A 20,931-nucleotide genomic window follows, 5' to 3' on the forward strand; every position below is an offset into this window, starting at 1 on the left:
GCTGCCGCAGAGGCCCGCTCAGAGCGGACGCCGATCCGGCTCGAACTGCGCCATCACCTCGGGTTCCACGAGCCGAAGAGGATCGTTGGCATCGATTGCGCACTCGTCTTCCACCCACTGTGGCCACACGGGCGCGCGGCAGGATCGAAGGACCAGCCATCGGCACAACACCAGGGGCAGCAGCAAGGGCATCAGGATGAAGCGTGCGCCCAGCAGGCTGGGACCGAGACTGGCCACCACGAACAGGTAGCAGTTGCGCCATGACGGCGTCACGGACAGATTCATCTGGCGACCCTCGATGGTATCGACCACCTCTGCCGGCCCCTGCTCCATGTAGCGGCGAATGAACTCCCAGATGCCGCGGATCTTCTGTTCGTCATCGAAGTAGTGGCCCACCGCGAAGGTGCGCTTGATCACCCGATCCTCGAGGATGCTGCAGCGCAGGTCGCGCAGGAACGCCTGGCTGGTCCCCTGCCCGATATAGAACACGGCCTCATCCCATGGGACGGATACAGCGCCCTCCTCCCCACCCGTGAAGAAGTAGACCGTCCGGTTGCGCCGGTTGAACCGTGTCGGATACCAGACATAGGTGAAGAACTCGTAGCGCAGCGTCGTGTGCCAGAACAGCACCGGGGCACCGACCACGCACACGCCGACCATGGCGTACATCACCCAGTCCCAGAAGTCGCCTTCCAGGTTCGGGATCACCAGCGTGAAAAGCAGGAAGAAACCGAACAGGAACAGGGCCAGCGTCCCCAGCAGGACCATGGTGGTCGAGACCATTCCGCGCAGGCGGAACCTTCGGTCGATCAGATCGATGTAGGTCGAGTTGAAATGAACCAACGACGCACGTTCGTCAGGTGCGACATCCTCGGCGATCCGAGGATCGAAACGCGAGGCGCTCTCCTGCGCCGAGAGAAAGCGATCCGTCGGGAAACTGCGCATCCAGCCGCTGTACATCAATCCGCCTCACTCAGTGCCTTCAAGCCTTCTGTCTCCTGCTGGAGACCCTCGAATTTCTTGCTCTTGTGCTTTCCGAAATAGCAGGCATCAAGCCACTTCTGTATCTTCGTCGGCTTGAAGTAGCCGACAATCAACGTGATGATCGCGACCACCAGGCCGATGATCAAGCCGACGAAGGCGAAGGTAGTGAACAGCAGGATGGCGGCGATGATGCTGGCCAGACCAAGGCCAATCATGCAGATGCCATAACCTCGCGAAAGACCGATGTCCTGATAGCCGTCGATGATGTTCAGCGTGCCGCCAATGAATCCCGCCGCGGCGCCAAGGAACTTTCCAAGCCCTCCCAGCAGCCCCGCCCTTGTGCTCAGCTGTCCGGAAAGTGCCCGCAACCTGATGCCGTGGGTGCCAACCCACCAGGGGTGCTTCTTCGCCACACCTGCGCTCAGCTCCATCAGACCGCCAGTCAATCCCGCGACGCCACCTGCGAAGTTGACGATCTTGACGTCCTTCTCTTCCTGCTTCGCCTTCTTCATCTCATCCCACGCTCGCCCGAGGCTGAAGGCGGTAAAGATGTTCGAGACGACGCCGGCCTTGAAATCAAGATCGAAAACCCGCCTGACATTTCGTTGCAGCAGCGCATCGAACTCCTCGTGCCGCACGATCACCGACTGGGAAATGTGCGCATCGAGCTGTGCACCCCGCAACTGGGTCAGGCGCTGTGCTTCGCCCTCGTCAACGAACATGAGGGCCTGATACGGATAGCGCCGCCCCTGCGCATCCTGGATTCCATCAAGCGATGCGCGCACGGCGCTGCGGTACTGCTGTTCGTTTCCGCCGGAAATGCTTGCCAGCGCGGAGGCCACCATTCGGGTCGCCTGCTTGCGGGTCGCCTCCGTGCGCAGGTCGATCAACCTCAATCGCCGGTTCGGATCCTCCGTCTTGGCGAGCGCCCCCAGCAGAGAGATGATGCGTCGCTCGGGCAGTTTTGCCGCCACCCAGCCCACCGCACCGTTGCCGAATCCATTCAGTCTCGAGACCACCGGGCCGCTGATCTGGAACGCGTACTTGGCGATGGCATTCATCGCCACCTCCATCCACTTTCCGCCAACCGGCGCAGGGCCACCAGCCATCGCCGCCTTGTAGCCATCACTGGTCAGCACGGAATTGAACACGCCCCAGATCTTCTCGGACGCATCCGCCCAGCTGACGCCATCCTTCTTCATGGCCCCCTCCTTGGTAGCCGCTGCCCACCCCTTGATGATCTCATCCTGATTGGCTGCCAGGGCACGCACCTCGACGGAGCCTGGCTTCTCAGGGTCATCACCAAGGCGATCCATCAGGAACCGGGTAACGCTGGCGCGTGCCGTGGCATCGGTGATGACCAGCATCACCTTGTGGACATAGGCCACGCCGCTGTCGATGTTCCGCCTGTCGAAGTTGTAGATGAAGTGATTTCTGTAAAGATCCGACTTCATCCACGAGAGATACGCAGCATCGAGCGGCTCGATGGTTGCCTTCTCGAATGCGGAGAGCTCTGCGGGGTACTCAACCTCGATGTAGTTCTTCTTCTTGGCATTGTCGAACAGTTCGATATGGTCGCTATTCCAGGCTTCCGTGCCGAGACGATCAGCTTCTTCCTCGGTAATGTAGCCCGCGTACTCCATTTTCTCGCCCGGGTTCCGTCCGCGGTACACCGCGCTGGAGTGCGCGGGGAACCATGTTCCGAAAATTCCCGCCACGGCCGAGCGTGTCTCGCTCGTGCGCTGGACAACGTTGTGCCGCACCGCCATGGCGAGCGCATCAATCGCCTGCGCGCTTTCCCGCTTCCAGCGGCGCAGCGGTTCGTTGGTCCATGCATGGGTCCGTCGGATGATCTGGGCATTCAAGTCCATCGCAATGCCTATTGGATCCTCAAGCGCAACCATTGCGACCGGAATATCCTTTCCGGCCTGCCTGGCGGCCTCAAGCAGCTGGGGAACTTTCCCCACCGCACTGATGAAGGGACTCAATGAGTCGGCGAACGCTGGTGACGTGTTCTGTTGCACGGCGTTGAGCCCGAGCGGCCAGGCAAAGCTGATCGGCTGCATCATCCGCTCGAACAGATCCCCGCCCACCTTGAACTCCGCAACGTTGGAATGATTCGCGGCGAGGGTCGCGGCATGCGACTGCGCTGCTGCGCCTTTGGACTCGCACCACGCGGCACCATCGAACACACGCATGTTCGCCTGTCTCACTGCAGGCTTGTCCATGTGCTCCTTCAACACGGCAGGGGTCCAGGGCGTATCGCAGAACGCCATCCAGATGTTGCCGACCTTGCCAGGCAGGTGCGCATCAGGAATGGGTATGCAGCGCGCCATCTCGGATGTCGCTCGGCGACCGCATGGCGCATTGTCCAGTGCTTCCAGGGTCGGAGGCTGCGACGCGTGCACGTCGAACTCGGAAAGATAGCCCTTGGCATCTACCAGGTAGCCCTTCCACCCCTTGGCACCCAGTCGCTCGTTGAACACATACAGGTAGCCCTCGCGCATTGTTCTCAGGGTGTATTGCGCAAGCGCTCCAGGCAGCGGCACCGCGCTTCCACCACTGGCGAAACTTCCAGCGAGCTTCGGGGCCTGCGCCCAGCCATTGACGTCCGCCCTCGCGACCGCATAACGCAATGGCATGAGCAGCAGGCCTTTCCGGTCACAGGCGGGGCAGTGCTTGGTCAGGTCTTCACAGGGGGAAAGCGCCTTCGCCTTCCCCTGGCCTGCACCCTTGTTGGTCTTGGCAGCAACCTTCTCGTTGTCCCAATGCCCATTGGGATCCGTCGCGACGAACCTGTAGGTGGATTTCCAGGACTCCTTTCGTCCCGCCGGGCGCTCACGGTTACCCCAGAGATAGATCTGTCGGCCATCACTCGTGCTGTAGCACTCACAGGTGACCAGACCTCGCTCGGCGAAGTACTTGAGCGTGGTCCGTCCCTCGGCATCCGGTTCGGAGACGATATACCAACCTGGCTTGAAGTCAGACATCTCTCACTCCTTTGATTTCATTTTCCGACCAGTGCCGCCCGGAGGGGCGTTCGGCCTGGGCTGCTGGATTCGTGGCGCGTGCGAGCGCGAACAGGTCCAGATCGACGGTACCGCCGACGTAGGTCGCGCCATTCTCGCGAACGTCGCGCAGGCAGCGTTGCATTTCCGGGTGGGCGAACAGCACCTCTCCATGGATCACATGGTCCAAGGCGAATGCCTGCTGGTCCTCCGGCACTACAAGCGCTTCCAGTTCGATCGCTCTTCGCAAGGCCACGTCGGCGCGCTCGTGGAGATCTGGATGGGCCGCCATCTGAGGGGCGGCGCGCACCACATCGAGCGCAACACGGTTCACCAGTTCTATCCTGAAGACTGCATCCCACTGACGCTCTGTCCAGCCCTGGCCAGGCTGTCCTGCTTCCGCTGGGCGGTCGATGCTTCCCCAACGATTGAGGTCGGGATCGCGCCACCACCATACGCTGATGGGTCCCATCAGATCACGCAGCTGGAGGGAGTCAAGGATGCGGGGAAAATGCATGAATACACGCGGATCGTGGAGCCGGAGCCAATAGCGCGTACTGCCGGGCTTGCGTCTCAGCATTACCGAGCGCAGGTGCGCCGCTACCCGTTCTCCTGACTCACTGCTCCCAAGCAATGCCAGCAGCCCACGCAGCTCTCCCTCCACATGAAGATGTTCCAGCTCGTCCAGCAGAGCAAGGCGCAGTGCTGCATCCATGCCATCGAGCACGACCAGATGCGGGCAGACACCGGCAGGCAAAGCGAGTCCCGACGGTTCCAGGCTGTGGCACTGGAACCGGGCCAGGAGTGGGATCAGGCCAAGTGTGGATTCACTGATGATCGCAATGGGGTGTTCAAGAAAGTGCCTATGCGAAAAGCTCATGGCATCAGCCCACTCCCACGACAGCCGCACCCGTGCGCTCGGCGTTTGCCGCCTTGGTCGGGCACAGGGCGAGCTTCCCTTCGTTCTTCGTCGCCTCACCGGGCACACTCGCCGGCCCCAGCCATTCGCGCTGGCTCGCCTTGAATTCCACCTTGCCCGGCGCGCCCAGTTCGATGTTGTCGCCCTCGATCCGGATGTAGGCGCCGGCCGCCGTCGCCAGCAGATGCTTGCTCGGCGCCGACAGCTGCACGTCCGCTTCGGTACTGGCGATGCGTACCTGCGTCTTGGCCGCCACGATCGCCTGGTTCTTGTGCGCACGCGCACTCACCTTGCCCTGTGCCGCATGCAGCGCGATGCCGCGCTCCTGGTTCGGGCTCTCGCCGCTGGGTTCCATGCCGGCGGTGTACAGCACCAGGCCGCCGGCCACGGCCATCGTCAGTGAGCCCTGGGTCATCCAGTTCAGCGCCACGCCGCTGGCCAGCGTGGTGTGCGTGCCGCTGACCCACACCTGGTCGGCCGGGGTCAGGCTCAGCACGCCGGCCACGCCACTGCCCAGCAGGACAGGCGCACTCCAGCCCGGCGCTTCGCCGTCGCCACCGGCGATGCTGCCCGCCGCGCTGCCACTGTGGGTGGCGCGCAGGGTCTCCTGCAGTTCAGTCAGCGTCGTGTCCACCGGCAACTCGGCCGCCTCGCCAGGCAGCTGCGCCTGCTGCTTGCCTGCCGACTCGGCCAGCTGCTGCAGCAGCTGCTGGCTTTCCTGCAACTGGCTCAGTGCCTGCGGCGCCGCCAGCTGCGGCGTACCCGGCTCGGTGGTCAGCAGCAGGCCACGGCCGGCGCGCAGTGCACCCTGGGCCTGCGTGGACAGTTCCACACCAAAGCCCCGCTCGCCCTCGCGCACGTTGTCCTGGCCGCCCTTGAGATGGCCCAGGGTCAGGGTGGTCTCGTGCTGGGTGGTGGACAGCTGCGCGCGGCCCTGGCCCGGCGTGTCATCGAAGCGCAGCTGCTGGTAGCCGCCCTGCCCGCCCTGGCTGTCGGCCAGCGCCTGGCTCTTGAAACCGGTATACACCGCGGCGTGATCGTTGCCCTCGAACCATGCCGGCGCATTACCGGTGGCGTTGGCACCGCCACCGTTGATCTGGTTGTGCTGCGCGTCCTGCTGGCCACGGCCGTTGTACACCGCACCGACCACCACCGGGCGGTCGATGTCGCCCTCCAGGAAGGCCACCAGCACTTCCTGGCCGCGCCGTGGCAGCACCACGCCGCCCCAGTTGTCGCCCGCCCATGGGGTCATCACCCGCACCCACGTCCAGGCCCCCCCGGTGGCCGGGGCATTGTCGTCCCCACCCGGATGGGCCAGCCCGCTGCTGGCGTTGCCGCCGCGCTGCCACGGGAACTGCACCTTGATGCGGTGGTCGCGGTCGGACAGCAGCGGGTCGCCATCGCTGACCACGATCGCACTGAGCGTGCCGGTGATGGTCGGCCGCGGATGCAGATGCGTGCCATGGCCATCGTCGGTCTGCGGCCGGTAGGTCACTTCGGCCGGGATGGCCACAAAGCGGTTGTCGTAGAAGGCGGTGGAGACCTCACCGGGCGCACGCCCATTGGCCAGGCCCGACAGCGCGCCCGGCAGTGCCGGCGCGGCCACGCTGGACGGACCCAAAGTCTGCTCCAGCGCATCGAACACATCGGCATCGAGGTTGTTGCGCGCCTGGTGCTGCACCGACAGACACAGGAACTGCGCGTCCTGGCTCACCTGCGGGTGCTGCGACAGCCCGAACCGTGCGCCCGGGGCCAGCGTGCGCCACTGGCCGGCACCCTCGATGGTCTGCGCGCGCACGCGCAGCGCATCCAGGTGCTGCTGCGCGCGGCGCTGGCCGCGGGCATTGTCCTGCCAGCCGTAGGGGCCGCAGGTGTCGCGGTCGATGATGCCCAGGTCGTTGGCCTGCCCACTTTCGGCGCTGGCCTGGCGGCGCTCCAGGGTGCGGTAGTCCCAGGTGGCACGCTGCACCTTGCCCGGACGCCAGCGGTGCGCGGTCGACCACTGCTGCACGCTGTCACTGCGCTCGCTTTCATCGCGCCGATGGAAGCGCACGCTGCCCAGCTCGGCGGTGTCATGGCTGTGATCGGCCAGCACCAGGGTGTGGCTGCCGAAGTCGGCACTGCCAGGGTCACCGGCGTGCTCGAACCAGTAATAGATGCCTTCCTCGGCCAGCAGGCGCTGCAGGAAGGCCAGGTCGCTTTCCTGGTACTGCGTGGTCAGGCTGCGCCGCGCGTACTGGCCGGCATCGGCCAGCGACCAGCGCCAGGCCGGGGCCAGACCACCGTAGTCGGCGAAGATGTCCTCGACGATCTCCACGACCGTCCTGTCGTGGAACACATAGCTGTCCACCCGCTGCGACAGGAACGCCAGCCACGGCTGCAGGCGCAACCGGTAGCGCGCCAGCCCGCCATTGCTGCCCAGCCGTTCGGCGGCGGTGATGCGTCCATGCAACGGCCGCAGGCTGCCGTCGGCCTGCTGCATCTGCAGCAGCGCGCCCTGCCCGATCAGCGGGCCCAGCGGCAGGCCCGCATCCAGCGACAGCGCCGTGATCGTCCACTGGAAACCGATGCCGTCGATCTGTTCGACGCCATCCAGCGTTTCGGCCACCAGCACGTCGCTCCCCAGCGAGGTGTGCAGCCGCAGGAAGCGCTGTGCATGCGATGGGCCGGCCAGCGCTGCCCGCAGGTTGTTTACCAGGTCCATGGTGATTCCCCGACTTCCCGTGCTTCAAGGTGGTCTGCATGCGGCGTGCGCATCGGCTTCCTCCGGTTCCCGCTTCCGCGTGGCCTGCGCCCCTGTGCGGGGCGACAAGCTCACACGATCATCAGGCGGCCTGGACGATTTCTTCCAGCTGCAGGCGGACGCCTTCGCTGATCTTCAGGCGGTAATCGCGTCCACCGGCCGTGATCTGCAGTTCGCGCACGTTGCTCACCAGCTGCGGCTTGCCCACGACCGGGGCATCCATGTGGATGCGCCAGGAACCGCGGCTGATCTGCGCGGCCACGTTGCGGGCATCCTGGCGGGCAGCGGGCACCGCGGTCTCCAGCAGCTCGATCACATGTTCGGGGCGCAGCCGGTTCCAGGCACGCACACGGTCCAGCTCACGGCCAAGGCCGAGTTCCAGGCTGTCACAGTGGTTGAGAGCCGCTTCGCGGTCGAATCCATAGAATTCCATTGCCTTCTCCATTTGCTCAGTGTCAAGACACTTTGTATTTGAAGTCACCCTTCTTGCCGGCGGTGACCTTGATGGCGTTGATCCGGTTCCCCTCGGCCATCGCCGCCAGCACGCTCTCGGCGATTTCCGGCAGCAAGGTTCCATTGAGGATGTGGTCAACGTTGCGGGCACCTGAGTCCACTTCGGTGCAACGCGCAAGCACGGCCTCCACCAGACTGTCGTCCCAGCTGAAGGTGGCCTTGTGGTTGGCAATGACGCGGTCGCGGATGCGACCGAGCTTGAGCGTGATGATCCGCGCAAGCACGTCGTCGTTGATCGGGTAGTACGGTACGACCTTGAGGCGGCCGAGGAAGGCCGGCTTGAAGCTGCGCATCAGCACCGGGCGCAGCGCGTCGGCGAGCGCGTCGGCCGCCGGAATCTCCTCGGCCGGCTTGTTCAGGCAGGCCTGCATGATCTGCGAGGAGCCGATGTTGGAGGTCAGGATGATGAGGGTATTGCGGAAGTCGATTTCGCGGCCTTCCGCATCATCCATCACGCCCTTGTCGAAGACCTGGAAGAACATCTCCAGCACGTCGGGATGGGCTTTCTCCACCTCGTCAAGCAGCACCACGCTGTAAGGGTTGCGGCGCACGGCTTCGGTCAGCACGCCGCCTTCGCCGTAACCGACGTAGCCCGGCGGCGAGCCTTTCAGCCCGGACACGCTGTGCGCTTCCTGGTATTCGCTCATGTTGATGGTGATCAGCTTGCGCTCACCACCATAGAGAATGTCAGCCAACGCCAGCGCGGTCTCGGTCTTGCCGACACCGGAGGGGCCGACGAACATGAAAACACCGCGTGGCTTGTTCGGGTCTTCCAGTTTGGCCGTGGCGGTGCGCACGCGCTGGGCGATCGCATCCAGCGCGTGGTCCTGTCCGATCACGCGCTCGACCAGCAGGTTTCCGAGCGTGCGCACGGTACGGATCTCGTCCTTGACCATGCGGCCAAGCGGTACGCCGGTCCATGCCGACACGATCTCCGCGACCACGGTTCCGTCGACCTGCAGCGGGACCATCGGCGTCTCGCCCTGCAACTCGCGCAGCTCGGCCTGCAGTCGCGACAGTTCAGCATGCTGCGGCGACAGTTCCGGCTTGGCCTTGCCGCGCTTGGTGGCCGGCTTGGCCACGGCGACGTCGCCCTCACCGTCATCGCTGGGCGCTTCGCCATCGGCCGCCTGGGCCTGGCCCTGCTCCATCTGCTGGCGCAGCGCGGCAATGCGGCCTGCCAGTTCGCGCTCGCGGGTGAGGCGCTCCTCATTGCTGGCCAGCACCGCCTGCGCTTCCGCCTGCTGGGCATGCAGCTCGTCCAGGCGCTCGCTGTGCTGTGCACTGCCCCCTGCGGTTTCGCGCTGCAGCGCGCTGATTTCCGCCTGCAGGCGATCCAGGTGCTTGCGGGTGTCTTCGATGATCGCAGGCGTGGCGCTCTGTCCAAGCGCGACCTTCGCGCAGGCGGTATCCAGCACGCTGACAGCCTTGTCCGGCAGCTGGCGGCCACTGATGTAACGGTGCGACAGACGCACGGCTTCGGTCACCGCTTCGTCCAGCACGCGGATGTTGAAGTGCGACTCCATCAACCCCACCATGCCGCGCAGCATCGCTGCGGCCAGCACTTCACTGGGCTCTTCAACCTTGACCACCTGGAAGCGGCGGGCCAGCGCCGCGTCCTTCTCGAAGTACTTCTTGTACTCGCTCCAGGTGGTCGCCGCGATCGTGCGCAGCTCACCGCGGGCCAGCGCCGGCTTGAGCAGGTTCGCCGCATCGTTCTGGCCGGCGGTGCCCCCGGCACCGATCATCGTATGCGCTTCATCGATGAACAGGATGATCGGATGCGGGCTCTTCTTGACCTCGTCGATCACGTTCTTCAGGCGGTTCTCGAACTCGCCCTTGACGCTGGCACCCGCTTGCAGCAGCCCCATGTCCAGCGTGTGCAGCTCGACACCCTGCAACACCTCCGGCACGTCCTTGTCGGCAATGCGCCGGGCGAGACCTTCGACCACGGCGGTCTTGCCCACGCCGGCTTCGCCGGTGAGGATCGGGTTGTTCTGGCGGCGACGCATCAGGATGTCGATCACCTGGCGGATCTCGCCATCACGGCCGATCACCGGGTCGATCTTGCCCTCACGGGCGCGCTGGGTCAGGTTGGTGGTGAACTGGTCCAGGGCCGGCGTCTTGGACAACCCACCCTTGGCCTCGCCGGATACGGCTTCCTCGCCCTCACCGCCCTCTTCCTTCGCCGAGGCATCGGCGAAGCGGACGGTCTGCACCGCCTCCTGCGAGCCCTCGGTGAGCTTGGCGAAGTCGTGCTTGAGCTCTTCGCGCTTGAAACGCACGAACAGCTTCGAGCCACGGTAGGCCAACTGCGCCAGGTCCGGCTCGGTCAGCAGCGCCAGCAGCAGATGGCCGCTACGGATGCGGGTAGTTTCCGAGTCCAGCGAGGCGATCAGCCAGGCGTGCTCGAACAGCTTGGGAATGTGCTGGGAAAACACCGGCGTGCGGCCGTTGCCGGTCTTGAACTGACTGATCTCATCGTTGAGATCACGCTCCAGCGATTCCGGCAGGATGCCGCTGCGACGGGCAATCAACACGAAATCGCTCTGCGGCTGCTCGAGCAGGGCCAGGAACAGATGCTCCAGGTCCACCTCATAGTTGCCGCGCGCCATGCACAGGTTCGCGGCCCGCTCGGCCGCCTGGCGGCAGGTGTCGTCCAGCTTGCTGATCAGGGTCTTGAGGTTGATGCTCATGCGGAAACACGCACTCCTTGCTGGAACCGTTCGAGGACCGCAGGCGCGGAGGCCTGCGGCGGGTTGTCATTGCAGCGTGTGGATGCCATAGGTGGTGTCCTCACGCGATGTGGTCTGCGCCTGGGTGCACATGTAGCTGTCCCAGCCCAGCCGAGCGCCGCCGCCGCTGCCGAGGGCGCTGCCCTGCACATCCTCGGCGCGCAGCACCAGCCGCACTTCGTACTCGAGAACGCCGCCGGTCAACAACGACAACCACTTGGACAGGGCTTCGGCCGCACTGCCACCCGGCAGGAAGGCGTCGAACTGATCGCGCCGCAGCGGCCCGATGCGCAGTCGCATGCGCAGGTCTCGCTGCCAGACGCGATCGCCAGCCAGGGCACTCGCCCCCAGCACCGCATTGGCCTGGCCCAGCCGCGTTGCCTGACCGGCAGGCACCCGGTACCACGCGCCGACAAACTGCTCCAGGTGCAACGGCACCTGGAAATAGTCCGACAGGATGCGCTGCATCAGCACGGCCGATACGGGGCGCTGGCGCACGGCACCGGCGTAATAGGCAACGGCCTGATCGAAGATCTCGCCCTCGCCCTCGTGCAGGCGATCGCGCAGCTCGCTCATGCCCATGCCGAGCAGCGAGAGCACCAGCGGCAGGAAGCGCTCGCGGCGATCCAGTTCGTACTGCAGCGCCAGCCGATGCTTCTTCCACGCCGCGTAGTGCAGCGATACGGCGCGTGTGGAGAATATGTCCAGGAACGCGCGCGCGGTGCGGTCGCGCTGGTACAACTCGCGCAGCTGCAGGGTCTCGGTGTAATGCAGCGGCAATGCGCCAGCGGTGCCCAGCAGGCCCATGAACTGCGGAGTCAGGTGAACCTCGGCCAGCTCCTCGCCGTGCAGCGCCTGCTCGATGGCCTCGCGCCCCTCCAGCCGCTCGCCTTTCAGCGAGTAGACCTCACCCTCCGCGGACAACTCGGTGGCCGGGAAGCCCAGCGACAGCGAGTTGCGGAAGCGCACGCGCATCGGCACGGCCTGGCCGGGCTTGACGCCTTGCCGCTGGAACACCTGCTCAAGCAACCGCACCGCCTGGAAGAACTGGAAGCGGTGGGGCTCGGTGAGCAGCTGCTGGGCTACGCCAGGATCGATTCGCCGCTGCGCGCTGGGCATCGGACGATCTCCTCCCCGCTGTCGCCGGAAACCAGCACCAGACGGGTAAAGCTGTTGGCATGCACGTAAAGTGCGAAGAAGTGGTCCATCACCTGGGCAAAGGCGGCCACACCGGTACCCACGAAGTGGGCTTCATTGATCGTCAGGCGGATCTCCAGGCCACGCACCACCGAAGCGAACTGCCGACCATGCATCCAGGTGGTGGTCGGGGTCTGCTGCAGCTCAAGGATGCCGTCGATCTGGCGAGCGGAAACATTGCTGCCGGACAGGTCGTACAGGCGCAGCATCTCCTTCAGCGCTGGCAGGCCGCTGGCGGTCAGTGACAGCTGGTTCAACGACAGGTGCGAGATCAGGCGCCACTGCGCATTGCGGCCATGGCGGAAACGCAGCGGTTTGGTCGGCTTGCGCAGCAGGCTGATCGCCCTGGCCGGGCTGCCGCCCTCGATGTTCAGGTCACCACCGGCCACACCGAACGCCAGCTGGTTGGGCAGATCGCGGTTGCTGCAGGTCAGCTCCAGGCTGACCGTGTCGGTCTGCGGAAGCACCGGATTGAATGACAGGTCGACGAAGCTGATCTCCGTCTCGAATCCGGGGCTCTGCCGTGCGACATCCTCGTCACGACGTGCCACCCAGTACTGACCGGTCCGCTCCGGATCTTCACCGTGATGCAGCGAGTAGAACGGACGGAAGGCCTGGATCAGTTCGCCCTGCGGTGTCTGCCGGATGCGGTGCACCGAGTCGATCGAGTGCACCTCGTAGGCGAAGGCGCGACGCGCGTCGGCCAGCACCGGATAGTTGACCGTGCGATGGGTGACGCGGATCGGCTCGCCACTGGTCCTGAACAGGTTGACGATGGGGGTGCAGCCCAGGCGCACGTTGTGCGTTCCCAGCTCCTCCAGCACCATCGTGTTGGCCCGGTCCTGGCCCTGCGCATGCAGCACCAGGTGAAGCGTGAAACGACGACTGGCGCCGGCGGTCACTGTGGGCAGGTGCAGATCGACGAATCCGAACTTCTCCGGATAGGCGAACAGCTCGGTCAGCAGCCGGTACGCCGGATGCGAGCGCGCCGGGAAGTCGATCAGCGCCTCATCCTCGGCGAAGCCCACCGGGCTCAGCGGGACCTTTTCCAGGCGTCGCCAGCGGCCATCGCCATCGGATTCGACATAGGCCGCCTTTACCCCGAGCATCAGCGCATCGCGCAGAGCGGCCCGCACCGACGGCTCGCCATCCAGGAACAGGCGAAGCTGATCGGTGCCCAGCTGGCCGAAGCCGAGCTGATCGGACAGCAGCTGGAAGCCCAGCGAGATCTGGCCGCCGGTGCCCGCCGGCAGCGTCGTGGCCATCGGTGCATCGGCGACACTGCGGTAGACCACCTGCTGTACCCCGACCGGTGCCAGGACCACGTCGTAGGCGGTGCGGAAATCACACGGAACGCCACGCACGGGGCGGCTCTGCAGGGCGGTACCGCGGGGTACGCGCACCGGCGCGCTCAGTTTGGAGGCCACCCCTTCCATGTCGAAGTGGGCGATCGAGCACGACGGGAACGGGCGCAGGTAATGTGGATAGAGCACATCCAGCAGCGCGTCGGTGAACTCGGGATAGTCGTCCTCGATGCGCTTGGAAACGCGGGCACTGAGCAGCGCGAACGCTTCGATCAGCCGCTCGACATGCGGGTCCTGGCTGCCCTCCGCGGACAGTTGCAGGCGGCCGGCAATCTTCGGGTAACGCTCGGCGAACTCGCGTCCGTAACGACGGAGATAGGCCAGTTCGCGTTCGTAATAAGGAAGCAGGTCCTGCATCAGCCGGCCTGCGTGCGACGTGCGCGGGTGACCTGGTACTGCAGGGTCGAGGGCTGCAGCATCGCGTCGAAGCTGACCGGCTCGCGCGCCGGTTCCAGATCCAGCAGCGCATGGATGGTGAAGTGCAGGCCGCCGGCAAACTGATTGCCGGCGTCCAGGTGCACGTTGACGTTGCGGAGCCGGCGCTCGTGGCGCGCCACAGCCTGCTCCAGGGAGCGGCAGATGGCGGCGCGATCATAGGCGTTGGCCAGGCTCATCGCGGAGAAATCGGCCAGCCCGTAGGTCAGCAGCGACTGCCGGCAGTTGGGGAACTCCTTCATGTCGCCTTCCTGGAACGCGGCGCGCGAATTCAGCAGCCCTTCCAGGTCACGGGCAATGGATTCCTTGTACTGCTCCAGCGAGACGGACTTGAATACCGGCCCGGCGCCCGGCTGCTTGGGGGCGTCGTCGAACAGTTTTTCCAGCAGGCTGGGTTCGAGTCCCTTCATTGGTCGATCCACTCAGGTTCGGCATCCGTGCGGGCGGCAGCGGTGCGGCAGAGACAGGGCCGTTCCTGGCCCTGCCCGACGATCAGACTGCGATGGCGCACGAGGCGCCATCGCAGTGACACAACATCACACGGTGTAGTTCGGGATGTTCTTGGTTGCGCTCCACTGCGCCACGGTCTTGCCACCAACGCCGCCTTCCGGCTTCTGCTGCTGGTAAGTCCACTTGATGGCGCCGAAGCTCAGCTGAACAACTTCCTGCGGCATGCCTTCCTTGTCCACCGTCGTGGTGACGCGGTGGACCAGCACGTTCAGCAGCTCGACCGTGTAGTAATTGATCGCGTTGCCGTCCTTGTCGGCGCGCATGAACTGGATCTGCGCCTTCGGGAAGGTGGTGCCGTTGGAGGCGGCCTGGTTCAGGGCCGTGGAGGCGAGGTCGATCGACTTGGTGATTTCGATCGGGGACAGGTTCACGCGGGCAGCGGTGGTGCCGCCGGAGGTCGACGCGGTGGCCGAACGCGGCTGCAACAGGTCCTGCGAGAACGACTGGATTTCAATCCAGTCCTTGTGCTTGTCGTCGTGCGACTCGCCCTTGATGGTGTCAATCGAGAGGAAAGCGTGCTGCATATCTGGTCTCCTAAATTCCGTTCTTCCGTGAGATTTGATGTGCCAGGCGGGGGCCTGGCGGTTAAGGGGGGCTGCGCCCTCTTGAAATAAGCGTCACTGCAATCCGGGGAGCGGACTCCCCTGGACGCTTCAGTTACAGCAAACCGTTACGACTTTTTCGCGGACGCCGGCAGTTCGGCGACCAGACGCAACGAAACAGACAGCTCATCGAGCTGGAAATGCGGCCTGATGAAGGCCACCGCGCGGTAGACACCAGGCTTGCCCGGCACCTCCGAAACCTGCACAGATGCCTCGCGCAACGGGAACTGGGCCTTGGCTTCCTGCGATGCGTTGTCGTCCAGCAGCACGTACTGGGCGATCCACCGGTTCAGGAATTCCTCGACGTTGCCCGCCGATGCGAAGCTGCCGATCTTCTCGCGCATCATCGCCTTGAGGTAATGGGCGATGCGCGACACCGCGAAAATGTACTGCAGCTGGGCAGACAGGATCGCGTTGGCGTTGGCCGAATCGGTGTTGTACTTCTTCGGCTTCTGTGCCGACTGTGCGCCGAAGAACGCGGCGTAGTCGGTGTTCTTGCAGTGCACCAGCGGCATGAAGCCGAGGTCACTGAGTTCCTTTTCACGACGGTCGGTGATGGCCACTTCCGTCGGGCACTTCAGCGCGACTTCGCCATCATCGGTGCGGAAGGTATGGGTCGGCAGGTCCTCGACCAGGCCGCCACCTTCCACGCCACGGATTGCCGCGCACCAGCCGAAGTTCTCGAAGGCCTGGGTCAGGCGCGCACCCATCGCATAGGCGGTGTTGCACCACAGGAACTTGCTGTGGTCGGCCGCTTCGATCTCCTCGACGAAGTTGAAGCCTTCGACGGTGGTGCCATCCTTCGGGTTGTACGGCAGACGGCCGAGGAAGCGCGGCATGGTCAGACCGACATAGCGGCTGTCCTCACTCTCGCGGAACGACTTCCACTTCGCGTACTCGACCGTGTCGAACACCTTGGCCAGGTCGCGCGGCTTGCCCAGATCGGTGAAGGTTTCCAGGCCGAACATGCCTTCACTCGCTGCCGAAATGAACGGCGCGTGCGCGGCGGCAGCCACGTGCGACATCTGCTCGATGAAGTACATGTCCTCCGGCTGGCGGCCGAGGAAGTAGTCGCCGATCAGTGCGCCGAACGGCGCGCCACCGAAGGTGCCGAACTCTTCTTCGTAGACCTTCTTGAACAGCGCGCTCTGGTCGAAGTCGATGGCCGACTTGAAATCCTTGACCAGATCCTTCTGCGGCGAATTGAAGACCTTGATCTTCATGTTCGGGCCGGTGGAGGTCTGCTGGCACAGGTAATGCAGGCCTCGCCAGCTGCCTTCCAGCTTCTGGAACGGTTCGGCATGCATGACGGCGCTGAGCTGCTCGGAGATGATCCGGTCGATCTCGGCGATGCGCGCATCGAGGGTGAGGTTGAGGTTGTCGGAGACGACCACGGTGCCGTCCAGGACTTCCTTCGCCAGCGCGGCGATGATGTCCTTGGCGCGGTCATGCTCGGTCTTCGACTTGGCGACCTTGCTCTTCTCGACGATCTGGTCGAGCAGGCCGACGTCTTCGGCAACGGCGGCCTGCGTGGCCAACGGGCTGGCTTCGGCTGACATCGGTCAGTCCTCCTTGGTCACGCCGAGCTTCTTCAGCTGCTCGGTGTTGTTGAGCACATCGGTCAGCAGGTCTTCCAGCTTCTCGTTGCCGGCCAGCTTGTTGCGCAGGTCGGCGAGCTTGGTGCGCGACTCGAGCAGGCGCCGCAACGGCTCGATCTGCTGGACCACCGCCTCGGGACGGAAGTCATCGATGGAATTGAACTTCAGCTCGACGCCGAATTCGCCGCCTTCGTCGCTGATCTTGTTCGGCACGCGATAGACCGCACGCGGGGCGATGCCTTCCATCACTTCGTCGAAGTTGTCCATGTCGACGCTGACGAACTTGCGATCCTTGACCTTGGGCAGCGGCTGCTCCGGGTTGCCGCTGAAATCGCCCATCACGCCGACCACGAACGGCAGTTCCTTCTGCTCGATCGCGTCACCCTTCTCGACATCGTAGGTGAGCTGGACGCGCGGCGGGCGGATCTTCTGCAGCCGCTTCTGGATGCTTTCCTTCTTGGCCATGTGTGTCTCCTGACTGGGGCCGGGTCCGGATCAGTTGCCGATGTTCTGGAACGGATCGGAGTTGTTCGAGCGGGCAGCGGGCTTGGCCGGCTGTGCAGCGGGCTGCGCGGCAGCGGCGGGCGCGGCGGCACGGCCGGCACGGGCGCGGCTGCGCGGCTTCGGCTTGGGCGCCGGATCGAGAATGGCATCACCCATGGTGTTGCGCAGGGTGGTAGCCAGGGTCTGCGCTTCCTTGCGGGCAGTATCGGAAGCCAGCGCGCCGCGCCCCTGCAGGCGGGTCAGCGACTGGTTGGCAATGCGGAAACCGGCCACCGTGATCACGCCATCGGCGACCAGATCGCTGGGATCGCGCTGCAGCACTTCCTCGGCAGCCACAATGGCGCGGGCATACTGGCCCTGGTCGAACTGCAGCTGAGCGATGCGCACCCACGGCTCCTTGCGCGTCGGATCGGCCTTCGCCGCTTCCTCGAATGCGCTGATGGCGGCATCCGCGCCACCGGTGGTGACCTGTGCTTCGGCATTGCTCAGCGTCGTTTCGAACGGCACGACCTCGGCCTTCTTCGGTGCCGATGAGCAGGCCGCCAGGCCCGACAGCAACATCAGCGCGAACATCGGCCGGTAGACAGCCTTCCCCATTGCCTTCACTTCCATAGTGATCCCTCGTCGAAATTAGTTCCTAAAGGAAGCCGAATCGCCGCCGATACACCGCACGGGATTCCTGCCCCTGTCGGCGGCAGTGTACATTCGCGAATACGCATCGGTATAGTGAATTTCGTCAAGAATGTGGCGGTTTTGATAGACACATTCTTCACATTCCAATGTGATATCCGCGAGCGAAATCCGTTGCATACGTGACTTTCACCCCGCCCTTCGAGCCCGCCGACTCCAGATGAATGCGCAACTCTCCTCATTTCGCCGCGTGATATCCGTCACGATTTTCTCCTTCATTGTTTCGGGTTCCCTTGCCGGTTGCGCCAGCGACAGCAAGCTCGGGAAAGCGATGGACAAGACGCTGCAGGCCGTCGGCATCCGCGAGGAAAAGCCGAAAGCGCCACCGACCGTCCCATTGCGCCTGTATGCCGGCACCAACCTCAATGCCGGCAACGACAAGCGGGCGAGTGCGGCGGTGGTCAAGGTCTACCACCTGCGCAGCCTGCAACGGTTCGAACAGGCGCCCTTCAACGCATTCCTGGACCAGGCCGGAGAGCAGGCCGCCCTCGGTGCCGACCTGCTGTCGGTCAATGAGGTGGTGCTGACCCCCGGGGCCCGGCAGGAATTGTCCGAGCAGCTGAGTGAAGGAAGTGCAGTGCTGGGCGTGGTCGCCCTGTTCCGCGCCCCCGCCGAGAACCGCTGGCGGCTCGCGTTCGACACCAAGGGCAAGACCCTGCCGCAGGACGGTGTGACCATCGGTGTCCACGCCTGTGCCCTGACCAGCGACAGCAAGGCCCTGCTCACACGACTTTCCGGCGATCCGGGCAGTCTTGCCTCGATCCGCTGTGCAGGCGCGAAATAGGACCGCGTCGGAATTCTGGCACTCAAATTGCCGCAATGCGATAGTATCTTCCGCGCAACGTTTGCCCCGCCGCAATCAATGTGCGATGTGATTCACACTTTCACATTGCAAGGCAGGGCCTTCGCCGCAGCGGAACGCGAGGACGGCGGAACCGGCCCCCAAGGGGCAACCTTTCAAGGTATTTCCAAGGATTGAATGTGGCTTATGTAAGCAGGATGTCGAAGGTTCTCTGGGGTGAAGGGCTGTTCCTGCGGCCCCAGCATTTCCAGCGCCAGGACGCGTATCACGAGGCACGGCTGCAGGATCTTTCGCAGACGCTGCACCCGTACGCGTGGGGCGCGCGCCGCGTGCGTTTCGACCCCCATGCCTTGTCCGGCGGCACGTTGAGGCCGCTCGATCTGTCGGCGGTGTTTCCCGATGGCGAAACCTACGATGCCCCCGCCCACGACAGCCTGCCGGACGCGGTGTCGCTGCAGGATCTGCCGCCTGGCGTGCAGTCCACGGTGATCTACCTGGCACTTCCGCTGCTGCGCGATGACGGCGCCAACTGCACCGATGCGGAAGGCACCGTGCTTGCGCGCTATCGGCAGGCCAACCGCGATACGCAGGACCTGTTCACCGATGCGGTGGAGGCCGAACTGGCCTACCTGAGCAAGGCGGTGAAGCTGCTTACCGACGACCAGCCCCGTGATGCCTATGCCACCGTGCCGGTGGCGCGTGTGCGCCGCACCTCCAGCGGCGGCTTCGAGCTGGACGATGAGTTCATCCCGCCCTGCGCGCAGCTGCAGGCCTCGCCGTTCCTGCATCGTGAACTGCGTGCGGTGCTCGATGCGCTGCAGGCCAAGGTCGATGCGCTGTACGGGCTGCATCGGCAGACGTCGCAGAACATCATCGAATTCCGCTCGGGCGACATCGCGTCGTTCTGGCTGCTGCATACGATCAACAGTTCCTTCAGCGCGCTGGCCCATCTGCTGCATCATCCGCAGCTGCATCCCGAGCGCCTGCACCAGGAACTGCTGCGCATGGCGGGCGCACTGCTGACCTTCTCCAACGCCTACCAGCTGGGCGACCTGCCGGTGTACCGCCACGACCAGCCGGAAGCTTCGTTCCGCAAGCTGCTGGAGATCGTGCGGGCACTGCTGGATACGGTGATCTCCACGCGCTACTTCAAGATCGCGCTGAACGAGGTCAAGCCGTCCTACCACCTCGGTCGGCTGGACTCGCAGCGGATCGACGGGAACGCCTCGTTCTACCTGTCCGTCTCCGCCTCGCTGCCGGCGCAGGAGCTGATCCAGAGCGTCCCGGTGCGCTTCAAGGTCGGCGCGCCGGACGATGTCGAGAAGTGCGTGCTGTCCGCACTGCCAGGCGTGAAGCTTACCCACGCCGCACAGGTGCCGGCAGCGATCCCGGTGCGCCCGGGCAGCCATTACTTCGAATTCGATTCGCGCGGTGCGCTGTATGAGCGCATGCTCAAGGCGCAGTCGGTGATGATCTATGTGCCGGCCGGCATTGCCGAGCTGAAGATGGAACTTGTGGCGGTGACCTCATGATGAATTCCCCCCTGCCCCCGACCCCGGGTCCGATGCCGTCGCTGACCGCCAATGGCGCGATGGTCAATCCGACGCCGCAGGCGGCCAATCCGCAGAGCCTGCAGGATCTGATGTCCGACGGCTTCTACCTGCTGCTTCTGCTCAAGCGTGGCCAGTTGCCGCACGACGCAGAGGGCTTCGTGCAGACGGTGCAGAAGTTCCTCGATGGCGTCGAACGCAACGCGATGCGGCTTGGCGTGGCGTCCGAAGATGTCTACGCCGCCAAGTACGCGTTCTGCGCCGCGGTGGATGAGGCGATCCTGTCGCAGCCGTCGCCGCTGCACGAAACCTGGGAACGCAATCCGCTGCAGTTGCGCCTGTTCGGCGAGCACCTCGCCGGCGAGCACTTCTTCGATCGGCTGGAAGAACTGCGCCGCCAGGGCGCGGCGCGCCTGCCGTCGCTGGAGGTCTATCACTACTGCCTGCTGATGGGCTTCGAGGGCAAGTACCGTATCGAAGGCACCGAGAAGCTGGGCTATCTGACCGCGCGCCTGGGTGACGAGATCGTCTACCTGAAGGGCAAGCGCCACGGCTTCGCCCCGCACGCGCTGCCGCCCGACAACGTGCGCCATGGCCTGCGCCGGGTCGTGCCGCTGTGGCTGCCGGCCGTGGTTGTCGGCTGCTTCGGCATCGTCGCGTTCTTCGGCATGCGCGCCTACCTCGGACACGAAACCCGTCAGCAGCTGGCCGCCTACAACGACGTGGTGCAGATGCCTGAGCGCACCGCCCACATTACGATCACCCTCCCATGAGCCT

General features: G+C 64.6%; 16 protein-coding genes. 3 read left to right on the forward strand and 13 right to left on the reverse strand.

Annotated features, from left to right (window positions below):
• Positions 1-18 precede the first annotated feature (18 nt).
• The 13 genes from AC5P5M_RS00140 to AC5P5M_RS00200 all read right to left on the reverse strand — a co-directional run bounded on the left by AC5P5M_RS00140 (position 19) and on the right by AC5P5M_RS00200 (position 17,724).
• Complete coding sequence (locus AC5P5M_RS00140; protein ID WP_053520405.1) at positions 19-960, reverse strand: DUF6708 domain-containing protein; 942 nt, start codon at positions 958-960, stop codon at positions 19-21.
• Positions 960-3,974: a T6SS effector BTH_I2691 family protein gene (locus AC5P5M_RS00145; RefSeq protein ID WP_495205439.1), complete on the reverse strand. Its 3,015-nt coding sequence runs from the start codon at positions 3,972-3,974 to the stop codon at positions 960-962. The genes AC5P5M_RS00140 and AC5P5M_RS00145 overlap by 1 nt, the downstream gene beginning before the upstream one ends.
• On the reverse strand, positions 3,967-4,872 hold the full coding sequence (locus AC5P5M_RS00150) for a DUF4123 domain-containing protein (protein WP_495205440.1): 906 nt from the start codon (positions 4,870-4,872) through the stop codon (positions 3,967-3,969). The genes AC5P5M_RS00145 and AC5P5M_RS00150 overlap by 8 nt, the downstream gene beginning before the upstream one ends.
• A gap of 4 nt (positions 4,873-4,876) precedes the next feature.
• Positions 4,877-7,615 carry a type VI secretion system Vgr family protein gene (locus AC5P5M_RS00155; protein WP_495205441.1) on the reverse strand — a complete coding sequence of 913 codons (2,739 nt, stop codon included), beginning with the start codon at positions 7,613-7,615 and terminating at the stop codon, positions 4,877-4,879.
• 121 nt (positions 7,616-7,736) lie between these two features.
• Entirely contained in the window at positions 7,737-8,087 is a 351-nt protein-coding gene (locus AC5P5M_RS00160; RefSeq protein ID WP_053520392.1) for a hypothetical protein, read from the reverse strand.
• Between the two features lie 22 nt (positions 8,088-8,109).
• Entirely contained in the window at positions 8,110-10,863 is a 2,754-nt protein-coding gene (tssH, locus tag AC5P5M_RS00165) for a type VI secretion system ATPase TssH (protein WP_495205442.1), read from the reverse strand.
• Positions 10,864-10,929: 66 nt separating this feature from the next.
• Complete coding sequence (gene tssG / locus AC5P5M_RS00170) at positions 10,930-12,021, reverse strand: type VI secretion system baseplate subunit TssG (protein WP_053520394.1); 1,092 nt, start codon at positions 12,019-12,021, stop codon at positions 10,930-10,932.
• Positions 11,985-13,820: a type VI secretion system baseplate subunit TssF gene (gene tssF, locus AC5P5M_RS00175; protein WP_495205443.1), complete on the reverse strand. Its 1,836-nt coding sequence runs from the start codon at positions 13,818-13,820 to the stop codon at positions 11,985-11,987. Before tssF ends, tssG begins: the two co-directional genes overlap by 37 nt.
• Complete coding sequence (gene tssE / locus AC5P5M_RS00180) at positions 13,820-14,308, reverse strand: type VI secretion system baseplate subunit TssE (protein ID WP_180877011.1); 489 nt, start codon at positions 14,306-14,308, stop codon at positions 13,820-13,822. Before tssE ends, tssF begins: the two co-directional genes overlap by 1 nt.
• A 126-nt stretch (positions 14,309-14,434) precedes the next feature.
• On the reverse strand, positions 14,435-14,932 hold the full coding sequence (locus tag AC5P5M_RS00185; protein WP_006465355.1) for an Hcp family type VI secretion system effector: 498 nt from the start codon (positions 14,930-14,932) through the stop codon (positions 14,435-14,437).
• A gap of 146 nt (positions 14,933-15,078) precedes the next feature.
• Positions 15,079-16,569 (reverse strand): type VI secretion system contractile sheath large subunit, encoded by a 1,491-nt coding sequence (gene tssC, locus AC5P5M_RS00190; protein ID WP_053517619.1) that lies wholly within the window; start codon positions 16,567-16,569, stop codon positions 15,079-15,081.
• Positions 16,570-16,572: 3 nt separating this feature from the next.
• Positions 16,573-17,073: a type VI secretion system contractile sheath small subunit gene (gene tssB, locus AC5P5M_RS00195; RefSeq protein WP_053517620.1), complete on the reverse strand. Its 501-nt coding sequence runs from the start codon at positions 17,071-17,073 to the stop codon at positions 16,573-16,575.
• 30 nt (positions 17,074-17,103) lie between these two features.
• Complete coding sequence (locus tag AC5P5M_RS00200) at positions 17,104-17,724, reverse strand: tetratricopeptide repeat protein (protein ID WP_180877009.1); 621 nt, start codon at positions 17,722-17,724, stop codon at positions 17,104-17,106.
• A 238-nt stretch (positions 17,725-17,962) separates the two neighbouring features.
• Between AC5P5M_RS00200 and tssJ the strand changes: the two genes are divergently transcribed.
• The 3 genes from tssJ to icmH all read left to right on the forward strand — a co-directional run bounded on the left by tssJ (position 17,963) and on the right by icmH (position 20,927).
• Positions 17,963-18,586 carry a type VI secretion system lipoprotein TssJ gene (gene tssJ / locus AC5P5M_RS00205; protein ID WP_053517622.1) on the forward strand — a complete coding sequence of 208 codons (624 nt, stop codon included), beginning with the start codon at positions 17,963-17,965 and terminating at the stop codon, positions 18,584-18,586.
• Positions 18,587-18,801: 215 nt separating this feature from the next.
• Positions 18,802-20,136 carry a type VI secretion system baseplate subunit TssK gene (tssK, locus tag AC5P5M_RS00210; protein WP_053517623.1) on the forward strand — a complete coding sequence of 445 codons (1,335 nt, stop codon included), beginning with the start codon at positions 18,802-18,804 and terminating at the stop codon, positions 20,134-20,136.
• The gene (icmH, locus tag AC5P5M_RS00215; RefSeq protein ID WP_065175286.1) at positions 20,136-20,927 is read left to right on the forward strand and encodes a type IVB secretion system protein IcmH/DotU; all 792 of its coding nucleotides are present in this window, start codon (positions 20,136-20,138) and stop codon (positions 20,925-20,927) included. Before tssK ends, icmH begins: the two co-directional genes overlap by 1 nt.
• Positions 20,928-20,931 lie beyond the last annotated feature (4 nt).

It is taken from the genome of Stenotrophomonas sp. YJH_SMC_106-19 (genome assembly GCF_059368375.1).